Origin of the sequence: Acinetobacter sp. PK01 (genome assembly GCF_022819285.1) — a bacterium.
GTDB lineage: Bacteria > Pseudomonadota > Gammaproteobacteria > Pseudomonadales > Moraxellaceae > Acinetobacter > Acinetobacter tandoii.
In genome coordinates this window covers 2,312,361-2,325,414 of record NZ_CP094643.1, presented here as the reverse complement: position 1 = coordinate 2,325,414, position 13,054 = coordinate 2,312,361, and the positions used below count along the sequence as shown (strand labels likewise).

14 protein-coding genes are annotated in these 13,054 nt (G+C 41.6%); 7 read left to right on the top strand and 7 right to left on the bottom strand.

From position 1 onward, the window contains the following. Position 1: 1 nt before the first annotated feature. A complete protein-coding gene (locus MP622_RS10950; protein ID WP_243790964.1) occupies positions 2-1,084 on the top strand; it encodes a DUF1176 domain-containing protein in 1,083 nt (360 codons plus the stop codon). A gap of 290 nt (positions 1,085-1,374) precedes the next feature. After that, positions 1,375-2,349: a hypothetical protein gene (locus tag MP622_RS10945; protein ID WP_243790962.1), complete on the top strand. Its 975-nt coding sequence runs from the start codon at positions 1,375-1,377 to the stop codon at positions 2,347-2,349. Between the two features lie 342 nt (positions 2,350-2,691). Here MP622_RS10945 and MP622_RS10940 read toward each other — a convergent pair whose 3' ends face one another. Next, entirely contained in the window at positions 2,692-3,270 is a 579-nt protein-coding gene (locus MP622_RS10940) for a DJ-1/PfpI family protein (RefSeq protein WP_016165357.1), read from the bottom strand. A gap of 222 nt (positions 3,271-3,492) precedes the next feature. Here MP622_RS10940 and MP622_RS10935 point away from each other — a divergent pair, with 222 nt between their 5' ends. Further along, positions 3,493-3,975, top strand: a complete 483-nt coding sequence (locus MP622_RS10935) for a hypothetical protein (protein WP_243790960.1) — start codon at positions 3,493-3,495, stop codon at positions 3,973-3,975. 112 nt (positions 3,976-4,087) lie between these two features. Here MP622_RS10935 and MP622_RS10930 read toward each other — a convergent pair whose 3' ends face one another. Further along, positions 4,088-4,603 (bottom strand): chromate transporter, encoded by a 516-nt coding sequence (locus MP622_RS10930; protein ID WP_243790958.1) that lies wholly within the window; start codon positions 4,601-4,603, stop codon positions 4,088-4,090. Continuing rightward, entirely contained in the window at positions 4,600-5,175 is a 576-nt protein-coding gene (locus MP622_RS10925) for a chromate transporter (RefSeq protein WP_243790957.1), read from the bottom strand. Before MP622_RS10925 ends, MP622_RS10930 begins: the two co-directional genes overlap by 4 nt. Positions 5,176-5,289: 114 nt before the next feature. Between MP622_RS10925 and MP622_RS10920 the strand changes: the two genes are divergently transcribed. After that, the gene (locus tag MP622_RS10920) at positions 5,290-6,174 is read left to right on the top strand and encodes a LysR family transcriptional regulator (protein ID WP_243790955.1); all 885 of its coding nucleotides are present in this window, start codon (positions 5,290-5,292) and stop codon (positions 6,172-6,174) included. Between the two features lie 81 nt (positions 6,175-6,255). After that, complete coding sequence (locus MP622_RS10915) at positions 6,256-6,771, top strand: hypothetical protein (RefSeq protein ID WP_243790953.1); 516 nt, start codon at positions 6,256-6,258, stop codon at positions 6,769-6,771. Positions 6,772-6,826: 55 nt separating this feature from the next. Here the strand turns inward: MP622_RS10915 and MP622_RS10910 are convergent, their stop codons facing one another. Beyond that, positions 6,827-7,297, bottom strand: coding sequence for a hypothetical protein (locus tag MP622_RS10910; protein ID WP_243790951.1), 471 nt, complete (start codon positions 7,295-7,297; stop codon positions 6,827-6,829). Positions 7,298-7,592: 295 nt separating this feature from the next. On the opposite strand from MP622_RS10910, the gene MP622_RS10905 reads away from it, so the two are divergent. After that, the gene (locus MP622_RS10905; protein WP_243790950.1) at positions 7,593-8,513 is read left to right on the top strand and encodes a restriction endonuclease; all 921 of its coding nucleotides are present in this window, start codon (positions 7,593-7,595) and stop codon (positions 8,511-8,513) included. Between the two features lie 47 nt (positions 8,514-8,560). On the opposite strand, the gene gatB is transcribed toward MP622_RS10905, so the two are convergent. From gatB to gatC, 3 genes are read right to left on the bottom strand one after another with little or no spacing between them, the layout of a single operon-like run. Next, on the bottom strand, positions 8,561-10,027 hold the full coding sequence (gene gatB / locus MP622_RS10900) for an Asp-tRNA(Asn)/Glu-tRNA(Gln) amidotransferase subunit GatB (RefSeq protein WP_243790948.1): 1,467 nt from the start codon (positions 10,025-10,027) through the stop codon (positions 8,561-8,563). After that, on the bottom strand, positions 10,027-11,505 hold the full coding sequence (gatA, locus tag MP622_RS10895; RefSeq protein WP_243790946.1) for an Asp-tRNA(Asn)/Glu-tRNA(Gln) amidotransferase subunit GatA: 1,479 nt from the start codon (positions 11,503-11,505) through the stop codon (positions 10,027-10,029). The genes gatB and gatA overlap by 1 nt, the downstream gene beginning before the upstream one ends. A gap of 53 nt (positions 11,506-11,558) precedes the next feature. Beyond that, a complete protein-coding gene (gene gatC / locus MP622_RS10890) occupies positions 11,559-11,873 on the bottom strand; it encodes an Asp-tRNA(Asn)/Glu-tRNA(Gln) amidotransferase subunit GatC (protein ID WP_016165349.1) in 315 nt (104 codons plus the stop codon). 132 nt (positions 11,874-12,005) lie between these two features. Here gatC and MP622_RS10885 point away from each other — a divergent pair, with 132 nt between their 5' ends. After that, a complete protein-coding gene (locus tag MP622_RS10885; RefSeq protein ID WP_016165348.1) occupies positions 12,006-13,052 on the top strand; it encodes a rod shape-determining protein in 1,047 nt (348 codons plus the stop codon). Positions 13,053-13,054: the final 2 nt, after the last annotated feature.

The window sequence follows — 13,054 nt, the reverse complement described above, 5'->3', positions numbered from 1 at the left end:
GATGAAACTTATCTCTTATTATATTTCCACTACCTGTCTCGCCGCATTCAGTACAGCCATTTTGGCGCAAGATATTAAAGGGATGTCCTTTTCTCATGAAGATTGGGAACTTTATTGTAGCAATACAGGTACATGCCGTGCGGCAGGTTACCAAAATGATGATGTTAGTCAATCAGAACCCGCATCACTACTTTTGACGCGTCACGCAGGTGCGAAGCAAACGCTAACCGCAGAATTTGCTTTAGCCAGTTTTGAAGAAGACACATTGCCTGTGTCTAAGGTTCGGAATATTCATTTTTTTGTGAATAATCAGGACTTAGGCGTGGTGAATGAGGATGGCAATGAGCTTCCTTTGATGGGAACGCTGTCTAGTCAGCAAGTGAATGCCTTATTAGAAGTTGCGGGACAAAATGCCAAAATTGAATTTAAAAATCAGGATGTGCATTGGCAAATTTCTGATAGGGGCATGACTGCAACGTTGCTCAAAATGGATGATTTCCAAAAGCGGGTCAATACTGTGAGTGCTTTGGTTAAAAAGGGACGCAACAGTGAAGCTGGAGTTTTAGCAGCTGTTCCAAAATTCGTGGTGAAACAGGTGAAAACAGCGAATCAACCGTATCGGACTTTAGCACCAACTCAACCCCACTATCAGGCATTGTACAAAACCTTAATATCATCGCAGCCTAAAACAGAAGAAGTTGCTGAAGGGTTTTGTGAGGGGGTATATACGGGAGATGGACAAGAGCCACAACCGATTCAATTGTATAAACTGAGCGGACAAAAAGTATTGGCCACAACGTTGTGCTGGCGTGCTGCCTATAATGAAGGTTATGGCATGTGGGTATTAGATGCTTCACTCAAAGGTCCTGCAACTTTTATTACTGAAACTGCGTCAGATTTTTCGGAGGGTCATATTTATAGTGGGCAAAAAGGGCGAGGCATTGGTGACTGTTGGGCCATTGCAGAATGGGTGTGGAATGGGCAACAGTTTGTGCAAACGGTGGACCGTTGGACAGGAATGTGTAAAGGTTTAGCTGCGGGAGGCGTGTGGGAATTAGATAAAATTGAGGCAGTGGTCAAGTAGTTGGTCGATCATCATGTATTGAAGTTTGGGTAGGTAAGTTTATTTTTATCTAACTGATATAAAAAATATTTTTTATAAATCCATTTCCGTAGAGTCTACTTAAGAAAATTGTGTTAATTGATACAATCAAAAAGTTAAAAGTATAAATTATTTAACATTAAATATAGTTTGCTTGATCTGGTTTTCAATAAAAACAAAAAATGAATAGTAAAATCAGTAACCTATGGTTTGTTATTTTATGTAATTTACGATATTTTTAAATAATAAAATAATTTATTGAGAACGACGACGTGAATTTAAAACAATTTATTTTCATTGGGGCGATGGGAATGACTTTACAGGGATGTAACCACATCAGTAATTTCAGTACCGATTCCATCAATAAATATGCTACTCCACAAGCTTTAATTGACCAGAAAAAATTGAATGCTGCGAATGGTGGTGCGAAAGAATATGTTTATGATTGGGGACAACAACAAAAAAGCACAGAACCTCAGGCACTCTATCCACGTAAGTATTTAGGGAGTTATTGTCATGCTAAAGGTGGAAAATTTGGTTTGCTGTATAAAAGTAATTTGCATTTAGTCAAAGATCAGGCCCAAAAAAAGCGGTTGATGGCAAATGGTAATGTGAAACAGGGCATAGGTGCTTATGAGTGCGTATTGCCAGATGAACGTTGGATTGTTTCGATTGAACCGACAGCAGAAGGAAAGTTGGAAAGCAATCTTTCTGCGCGCGCTGTGAGCTTGCAAACCCGTATGTTGAGTGCAGATGAAGCTCATCAATGGTATAAAAATATAGGGCTTAATTCGACTGAGAAGAAAACAACAAAAAATGCCACAACGACAAAAAATAGTAAAACCGAAATAGCCAAAGAGCCTGACAATAAAAAAGATACTGAGAAAAAGAAAGAAAGCAAACCTACTGTGGAAGCTTCACAAACTGTAACTGCTCCAGCGGTTGAAACACCCCAACAGCAGCAGCTCAAAGCTTATGTCACTGCTCGTCGAGATTTAAGCAAAGGTACGAATAAGCTAAACGCATGTAACAGTGCACAACGTGCCTATAACTATGGAAAATTGGCAGGAACAAATGCTAGTGTATATATCGATTCAGGTATGTTGGTTGCCCGTTGTTTGACCAGTGTGCCTGCTTATAGCAGCCGTTTTTCTAACCCGAAAGGGCAAGCCAATAAAATTTTGCAAAATCTTGCGAGTAATTATAACCATGCAGGTGCAAAACGTATGTTGAAACAAGGGCAATAGGCGGTTGAAGGTTAAGCTAAAGTAGATTATTAGACTGAAGTATCATCACTGAATACAGTAAAGAAATAGTTGTTAGAATGCATAAAAAATGCTGAACAGTTAGGAAAATTCAATTTATTTTGAGGTGGCTTAATAATCGTAATTTTCCCCCTTTCTGTTAGGGAGATTGGCCATCCAACACCTTAAAAATGCATACCTTATTATAAAATCAAGAGGGCTATTTTTATTGGTGCTGGAATAAGTTCACGACTATACATCATCAGTTATTTTGGACGAAATAGCTACTTTCGCATTGTGTTCTATAGTCCGCCTAGAACACAACACTACTCGCTTGATAATTTTTTAAATCTGAATGCTTGCCCCTAAAACTTTTACAAACTGTGCCAACCAAGCAGGGTGTGCAGGCCAAGCAGGTGCTGTGACCAAATGTCCATCCGTTACTGCTTCCGTGACTGCAATATCAGCATACTTTCCGCCCGCCAGTTTTACTTCTGCTGCACACGCAGGGTAGGCAGAACAGGTACGACCTTGCAGCACATTGGCAGCGGCCAGAATCTGTGCACCGTGACATACCGCAGCAATCGGTTTCTTTGCTGTATCAAATTCTTGCACAATTTCAATTACACGGGCATTCATGCGTAAATATTCGGGTGCGCGTCCTCCTGGAACGACTAAGCCAATATAGTCTGCGGTATTCACGACATCAAAATCATGGTTGATGGCAAAGTTGTGTCCACGCTTTTCGCTGTAGGTTTGTTCCCCTTCAAAGTCATGAATCGCTGTGGCAATACTGTCGCCCGATTTTTTGTCTGGGCAGACTGCATGTACGGTATAACCCAGTCCTGTTAAAAACTGAAAAGGCACCATAGTTTCGTAATCTTCAGCATAGTCACCGACCAGCATGAGAATTTGTTTGGACATGATTTTTCTCTCTGTGTTGTTATGGTTGGAATCATTCTGCTTCACCATAGCACAGCCTGATGAGCAGTTTAAACCATGCTGTGTTGTCTTTAGTCGTAGTGCATGAAGAGTAAGAGACATAGGAAATAAAAGCGATTGAATGATAAAGATCATCAGTGGTTTTAGACTAGATCTGCATTAAAATGCTGGGCTGTCGTATAGCAATAACAAAGGAAAATAAAGATGAAGGTAAAACATTGGGTTTCAAAAGGTTTGTTGTGGGGTGCTATCAGTTTTTCTTCAATGACCATGGCCGCGGATATGGAAACTTATCGGGGAATGGGTACTATGAAACAAGATTTTCCGACATTTAAAGCGTTAAAGGTAGGTGGTTTTATTGCCAAGAAACCCGAAGTTTCCCGTTATGACTATAACGATGTGTTTAGTATCAAAAAACCACTCAAGTTTATGGGGCAAAGTGTGGTCGCGGTATCAGATGAATATATGTCTGAATATGTGGGATGTTGTGTCAGTGAAGGTTGGGGTGCTGTATTGAGCAAGACTGCGGACTTAGCCGCGCTGCAACAATTTGCTAAAAAGAATCAATGTACTTTAGTAGCTAGAGCAAAGGATGAGACTGATTATTATAGCCACAGTCTGAAAAGACGTCCGCAAGCTGAATATTATGAACTGTCTTGTCGGGAACGAGATTTAGCGCAATATTAAATCATGTTTGATCAGGTTGTAGATGTCACTCGGTGAGTTGGATTAATTCAATATCCCATCAGAAAAATGATGAAACCCGCACAATGCGGGTGGATTTGTTTTTTGCCAATTTTTATAAAAAACTAGCACCAGCAACGGCTCCAAACAACATCACCCAAAGCGGATGCACTTTCTTAAACAGACTCATCACTGTGGCAATGGCAAGGATGGTAATCAGCAAACTATTTTGTGCCGAAGCATCGGCAATAATCCACGCACTGACCAGTACCAAGCCCACCGTAATTGGTTTTAAGGCTTTTTCAAAGCGTTCGCGTAGAGGATGGTCTTTAAACTGATTCCAGAATTTGAGTGCGAATACCGTAATCACGGATGAAGGGCCAAACTTGGCGAATGAGGTGACTAAAAGTCCAGCAGGGCCTGCTACATGCCAACCGACCAAGGGCACAATCATCATATTTGGCCCAGGTGCTGCCTGTGCCATTGCAAACATGGTGCTAAATTCGGTGGCACTTAACCAATGATGTACCTCGACCACCTGATGTTGCATTTCGGGCAAAATTGCAGGACCACCACCAAAGGCCAGCAAAGACAATTGAGTAAAAACGATGGCTAAAGCAATCAGAATCATACGTTTTTTGCTCCTTTATTCAGGCTTAATACGCTCATGTTGATCGCAACCAAAATCAGTAAAGTTAGCAGCAATGGAATTTTGATCACCAACATAAATATAAAGGTCAAGGCAATGGTTAACCAAGTTAAGTAGCGTCGCATAATCGGGCGGAGCATTTTCAGCCCCATCGCAAATAGCAAGCCTGCGGCAGCGGCAGCCAGACCTTCAATCATATGTCTGACCATGGGAATAGACTGAAACTGGGCATACAGTTCATACAGCATAATTACAATGAAAGTCGGTGCCGAGATCAAACCCACCACAGCACTCACCGCACCTTTTACCCCTTGAAATTGATAGCCAATAGCGACTGACATATTGATGATGTTGCCGCCGGGCAGTAGTTGGCATACTCCGAGTAAATGTGTGAATTCCTCAATCGTCAGCCATTTGCGATCATCTACAATCATCCGATGCGCCAGAGGCATTACGCCACCAAATCCCATCAGACCAAGCTTCATAAATCCCATAAATAACTCCTGAGAATTGGGATGAATCTCTTGTTCCAATGGAATTATTTCTGTTTTCATTGCCGACCTCGCTATCTGGAATATCAAAAGTATGCGCTTGTTGCGTTATAATGAAAAATGCTATTTATGGTGTTATTTATACCTAAAAAGTATGTCTTAAAATAGAGAGATCAGATGGATATTCATAAGCTCAAAGCCTTTGTGGCTGTGGTGGAAGAAAGCAATATTTCACGTGCAGCAGTGCGTTTAAATATGCAGCAACCACCGTTGACCCGTATTATTAAAGGTCTGGAAGATGAATTAAATGCACAGTTGCTTAAACGGTTGCCACGAGGTGTCGAGACAACTGAAGCGGGCAAAGTGCTGTATCAAGAAGCCTTAACTATATTGGCACATGCACAGGCGATTCCACAGCGGGTGAAGAACATTACCCAAGGATTGGAAGGGCAGTTGAATATTGGTTTTACCAATTCAGTCGGCTTGCATCCTTTTTTACCAGCCTTGTTGCGTAATTTCCGTGAAGCCTTTCCTGCGGTATCGATTCATTTGGAAGAAGATGGTAGTAATTCACTGATTGACTCAATCAGCAATGATAAAAATGACATCGTATTTTTACGCAAACCTGCACCAATTGGTTTAGGGCTAAACAGCTTACATGTGTTGGATGAACCGTTGATTGTGGCGATGCCCAATAATCATCCTTTGGCGGAACAGCCCGATGCAATTCACTTACTCGATTTAGAAGCTCATGATTTCGTGCTGTATCGCCGTTTAGCGGGGCAGGATTTATTCGACAATATTATGGCCAGTTGTTATCAGGCGGGTTTTAGTCCGAAAATAGTGCAAGAAGCCCCGCGGTTAACTTCCAGTTTAAACTTGATTGCGGCGGGTATTGGCTTATCGATTGTGCCCGAAGCGATTCGAGATTTTTGGAATAAACAGATTGTCTATAAACCGTTAAAGGCAGATTTACCGTGTATTGCCCCAATTTATGCGGTGTATAAGCACAACCCAGAAAATGTACGTTTGCAGCATGTGTTGCAATTATTAGGCAAATAGCCTTACCAGATACAGAGTCATAACAACTAACGCGAAAGTCCTATGCTACAAAGAAGCCAATCAGTTATTGGAATTCTATGTATGTCTATTCAGCTTGAAAAAACTCAGGGGAAATGGTCGGGTCTTGGTCGTGCGGTGTTGTTGGCAGCCACAGTTTTGGGTGCAACGCAGATGAGTATGGCGAGTACCACAGTGGATCAACTGAGTGACTGTTTGGTGAAATCGACTACAGCGACCGATAAAACTGCAGTGTTGCAGTGGACGTTTGTAGCGTTATCGACCCATCCTGAGTTAAAGCAGTTTAGTCAGGTCACGGAAGATCAGAAAACTGCACTGGATAAAAACGTGGCGCAGGTGTTACAGCGTATTTTGGTTGAGCAATGTTCGGCACAGACTAAAGCCGTGATTCAGGCAGATGGTATTCAAGCCGTAGGTGAAAGTTTTCAGCAGTTGGGACAGATTACAGGCGAGGAAATTATTAAAAACCCAGAGGTAAAGCAGCAATTGAATGGTTTGTTGCGTTATGTGGATTTGAACAAGATGGTGACGACCTTTTTGACGCCTGAGATTTGGAATAAGTTGGGTGTGGTGCGTTAAGAAAGTACATAAAATCCCTCATTGATGAGGGATTTTTTATTTATTGCGCCTTAATTTATCGTAATGAACATGCTTTCCCTTCAATTTCATAACGATTAACTTTGTATTCTTGACCATCCCAGCGGAAAACGGCGAAGCAAAAACCAGAACCATTATTCATAATATCAGGCCAACCATCTTTACCTTTTGTTTCTAGGAAGGTTGGAGTACCTCTATTTTCGAAGATTAGTTTCCATGCTCCATTTTTTTGAAGGGAGATGATGTGGTAACCCACCATTTCTCGACCATAACATATTGAGTTGGCATCTGAAATGATGGCGTCTTTTAGCCCATCACCATTTAAGTCTTTATATGTGGTGATTTCACCTATATCGCAGTTGCCTTCCCAACCATACTTTGTTTTTTTGAAGCCTGCTGCTTTAAAGATTTGGCTGGCTTCTTTGGTAGGAATATTGGGTTTGGTTTCTGCGAAGGTGGTTGTGCTTAAAAGTGTAAGCGTAGCCAACGTAATAATAGATAGTTTCATTATTGTCCTAAAGTTTTTAAGTTCGTTATGGATGAAGTAATAAAATTTTTTGGAGATTTTAGCTGATTTTGGGGAATTAGTTAGGTGGTATTAGCATTCCTTAATGAAATGGTAGTTTGTATTTTTAAAGGCCTCTTTCTAACCTTCTCTTAAAGGAAAGTGGATATTCAATAAAATCTGAGAAAGCATTAGACTTGAAATGAAAGTTTCTTCTCCCTTTGTTTTTAGAGTTTTATGATTTTTATAGGTTATAATTCGATCTAAAAGGTAATCAATAAAAAGAGGCAAAATTCATATGGGGATTGCTGAACTTGAGGTTAATGCACGTTTAGTTTTACTTGTATACGAAGCACTATTAAGATCTTTTTGGAGAAAACAGACCTTAAAGAATTTTTTAAGAAATACAGGTATAAGTGAACATATAATTTCAAGTTGGGGAGAGGGTGAGTCAAAACGTGAATTTTTAGATAGGCTTTTTAATGCCTTATCAAAAAATCAAAAAGGTAAATCTGTTGTACGTCAATGGGCTCATGAATTGGCGGAGCAAAGAACTTTTCCTGATCTTCGAGGGTGGGAAGATTCAGATTTAAAAATACAGCAAGCACATAAGTCTGTTGTAGAGCTGAAATCTTATATAAATCAGAAATTAGACGATCTTAAATCAGAGCAAGAAAAGCAAAAGACAAAAGACAGCATTAAAGAAATCCAAAATGAAATTAGAAAATCACTTGTTGATAGGGAAAGTTTACAACAGCAACTTTATAGCCTATTGCCATTGGTGGGTACTCAACAAGGTGGTTATGATTTTGAAAAATGGTTTTATGAAGCCTTGGATTATTCTGATATTCAATCTAGGAGACCATATAAGGTAGATGGTCGTCAGATAGACGGTTCATTAACGATAGATGGGACTACTTATTTAGTTGAATTAAAGTTTACGAAAAATCAAACTGGGTCAGAAGCAATTGATAGTTTTAAAGCTAAAATTGATAAAATGGCTGACAACACAATGGGTATCTTTGTTTCGATGTCTGGTTATTCCTCTCAAGCTATTAAGGAAGCATCAGGCAGAAGAACAACACTCTTGCTTCTAGAGTCGAGTCACTTATTCACTTTTTTACAAGGTATAGAATCATTGAAAGATATTATAAGAAGAAGTAGGCGTCATGTTTCACAAACTGCTGAAGCCCTATTAAACACAACTTATATCGAATAAAGAAAACCCGCTCTAAAGCGGGTTTTTTTATTCTAAAATTAATCAGATCAACCAATCAATTTTTTCATTAATTCATTTACTTGCGCAGGGTTAGCTTTGCCTTTTGCAGCTTTCATCACTTGACCCACAAGACCGTTAAAGGCTTTCTCTTTACCAGACTTGTACTCTTCAACCATTTTTTCATTAGCTGCAAGCACGTCTTTAATAATCGCTTCAATCGCACCTGTATCAGTTTCTTGCTTCAAGCCTTTTTCAGCAATAATGGCATCGGCAGTTTTGCCTTCTTCCCACATAAAACCAAACACTTGCTTCGCAATCTTACCGTTAATGGTATTGTCCACAATACGTGCGATCATGCCGCCCAATTGTTCAGCCGAAACAGGAGAATCCGCCAACTCTAAGCCTGCTTTGTTTAAAGCACCCGAGAATTCGCCCATCACCCAGTTTGCAGACACTTTACCTTGAGCAGCACCGCCAGCCGCTTGAACCACGGCTTCATAAAACTCAGACATTTCACGCGTTAGCGTTAACACGTGTGCATCGTACTCAGTCACACCAAAGTCAGCTACAAAGCGCTCACGACGTGCCGCAGGTAACTCAGGCAATGCCGCGCGTGCAGCTTCAATTTGCGCATCTGGAATAATTACAGGCAACAAGTCTGGGTCTGGGAAGTAGCGGTAATCGTTCGCTTCTTCTTTCGAACGCATTGAACGCGTTTCCATCTTCACAGGGTCAAACAGACGAGTTTCTTGATCTACCGTGCCATCCCATTCCAAAATTTCCATTTGGCGTTCAATTTCAACATTGATCGCTTGCTCAATGAAACGGAATGAGTTGAGGTTTTTCAATTCACAACGTGTGCCAAAAGGCTGACCCGGACGACGTAAAGACACGTTACAGTCGGCACGGAACGAACCTTCTGCCATGTTACCGTCGGAAATGCCGAGCCAGCGCACCAGTGTATGAATGGCTTTAATGTAGGCAACGGCTTCTTCTACCGAACGCATGTCCGGCTCAGACACGATTTCAAGTAAAGGTGTACCTGCACGGTTCAAGTCGATGCCCGACATGCCTTCAAACTGGTCGTGAATTGATTTACCTGCATCTTCTTCAAGGTGGGCACGGGTAATACCAATACGTTTGGTCGAACCATCTTCAAGTTGAATGTCGATATGACCCAAGCCCACAATTGGATTGTCCATCTGGCTAATTTGGTAGCCTTTAGGTGAGTCAGGGTAGAAGTAGTTTTTACGTGCAAAAACCGATGCTTGGTCGATGTAGGCATCAATACCCAAACCAAAACGAATTGCTAAATCTACCACTTGCTTGTTTAAAACAGGCAGTACACCCGGCATCGCCAAGTCAACAAGGCTGGCTTGCGTATTTGGGTCTTGACCAAATTCAGTCGAAGAACCTGAGAAAATTTTAGACTTGGTTGCAAGCTGAGTGTGAATCTCAATCCCGATAACGACTTCCCAACCGTCAATCAATTTCAACTTTTGAGCTTCAGCCATTATGCATTCTCCTCAGCAATTGCCGCGCGTTTGGTGTGCCAATCCGTCACTTGTTGATACTGATGCACGACAGACAATAATTGTGATTCTGACCAGTAGTTACCAATCAACTGCAAGCCAACAGGGAGTTGTGCTTGATCAAAGCCAACAGGGGCATTGATTGCAGGAAGACCAGCCAAGTTCACCGCAAGCGTGTAAATGTCACCCAAATACATTTCTGTTGGGCTGAGGTTAGCACCAATTTTATATGCAGTTGTTGGTGCAGAAGGAGCAGCAATCACATCAACTTGTTCAAAAGCTTTTAAGAAGTCTTGCTGAATTAAACGACGGACTTTTTGTGCTTTCACATAATAAGCATCGTAGTAACCCGCAGATAACGCATACGTGCCAATCAGGATGCGACGTTGAACTTCGGCACCAAAACCTTCCGAACGCGAGCGTTTGTATAGGTCTAAAATGTCAGTCGGGTTTTCACAGCGGTAGCCGTAACGTACGCCATCAAAACGAGAAAGATTCGATGATGCTTCCGCAGGGGCAATCAAATAATAGGTCGGTACATAGGCTTCCGTCATGTTGAGATCAATCTCAACCAAAACTGCGCCCATGTCTTCCAGTTTTTTCAACGATTCTTCAACACGTGCTTTTACTTCGGCATCTAAACCTGCCACGTTGAAGTATTGTTTTGGAATACCAATGCGTAAGCCTTTGACTGCTGTGCCGTTCAAGTTGGCAACGTAGTCATCGACGTCTTTTTCAACAGAAGTTGAGTCTTTCGCATCGTGACCAGCCATGACATTCATGAGGTAAGCACAGTCTTCAGCCGAACGTGCCATTGGCCCGCCTTGGTCCATTGATGATGCATAAGCAATCATGCCGAAACGCGAAACACGGCCATAGGTCGGTTTTAAACCCGTTAAACCACAGAAAGATGCAGGTTGGCGAATTGAACCGCCTGTATCTGTACCTGTTGAAAACGGTGCAAGATCAGCTGCCACAACTGCCGCAGAACCACCCGAAGAGCCACCTGGCACGTGCTCTAAATTCCATGGATTTTTCGTTGCGCCATAAAAAGGGTTTTCAGAAGTTGAACCCATGGCAAACTCGTCCATGTTCACTTTACCTAAAGTCACTAAACCTGCGGCTTTGCCTTTGGCAACCACAGTTGCGTCATAAGGTGAGATAAAGTTATCCAACATTTTTGAGCCCGCAGAGGTTTTAATGCCCTGAGTACAAAAAATGTCTTTATGTGCAATCGGAACACCTGTGAGCGTACTTGCTGTGCCGGCTTTAATCGCAGCATCCGCAGCGTCTGCTTGAGCCAATGCTTGTTCAGCAGTCACAGTGATATAAGAATTTACCTGCGTATCAATTTTTTCAATACGTTTTAAATAATGTGCAGTCAGTTCGCGAGAGGAGAATTGAGCTTGTGCCAAACCCTCAGCAAGTTCACGAATCGATAAGCGGTGTAAATCGGTCATGAGAAATAATTCTTTACGTTTAATTTAAAAAAAATGGTTCAACTGAGTGAAAATTATTCAATCACACGTGGTACAAGGTACAAGCCAGCTTCGGTTGCAGGTGCAACAGCTTGATATTCTTCACGATGATTCTGTTCAGTCACCACGTCTTCACGTAACGGCTGTGGATTGTCGAAAGGGCTTTTCAATGGTTCAACACCTTCGGTGTCGATGCCTTTTAAGGTTTCCATCATGCCTAAAATTTTGTTTAGACTTTGAGCATATTCAGCAGATTGCGCATCATCTAGCGACAAACGAGCAAGATTGGCGATTGCTGAAACGGTTTGAGCATTTAAATCTGCTGAATGCTGAGCATCCGATGTAGACATAACATCACCTAATCAGTATTAAAAAATTTCAAAATATCGTGCGTTATAATAAGCGATTGACTTGTTCAAAGCATCACATTTAGTTAAAGTTGCGACCTTGCGTCCACATAAAGTTAAACTGAGAACGACCCCGTGATTCTAAAACGACTAATTGGCTTGTTTTCGCCAGACCTCGCCATTGATTTAGGTACAGCAAATACACTTATTTATGCACCAGGACGAGGCATTATATTAAATGAACCGACAGTTGTGGCTATTCGTCACAGTGGTTCACAAAAAATTGTTGCCGCTGTTGGTCTTGATGCGAAGCAAATGCTTGGTCGTACGCCTGCGAACATCTCTGCAATTCGCCCAATGAAAGACGGTGTAATTGCTGATTTTGAAGTGACTGAAACCATGCTGAACCAGTTTATTGGTAAAGTGCATGAAAAGCGTTTATTCCCACCTGCACCACGTGTTGTGGTGTGTGTTCCATGTAAATCAACTTTGGTTGAACGTCGTGCAATTCGTGAGGCTGTATTCAATGCAGGTGCACGTGATGTCCGTTTAATTGAAGAACCGATGGCTGCTGCAATTGGTGCAGGTTTACCTGTAGAACAAGCTTGCGGTTCAATGGTGGTTGATGTGGGTGGTGGTACAACTGAAATTGCGATTATTTCATTGCAAGGTTGTGTCTATGCTGACTCTTTACGTGTAGGTGGTGATGTGTTTGATGAACAAATCATTAACTATGTACGTAAAGCACATGGCTGCGTGATTGGTGAAACCACTGCAGAAAACATCAAGAAAGAAGTGGGCATGGCTTTACCAGATGAAAATGGTAAAACTTTGGAAATTGAAGTTCGTGGTCGTAACTTGGCAGAAGGTGTGCCGCGTGCCATTACAGTTACTTCAGACGAAATTACCCAAGCGATTTCAGATCCTTTACAAAGCATTGTTTCAGCAGTCAAATCTGCGTTGGAACAAACGCCACCTGAATTATCTTCAGATATTGCAGAGCGCGGCATTGTATTGACGGGTGGTGGTGCATTGCTACGTAACCTTGACAAATTATTGGCTCAGGAAACTGGTTTACCAGTCGTAGTCGCAGAAGACCCTTTAACTTGTGTCACTCGTGGTGGTGGTAAAGTTTTAGAATTCTTTGATAATCCAAATCACGACATGTTATTCGTTGGTTAATT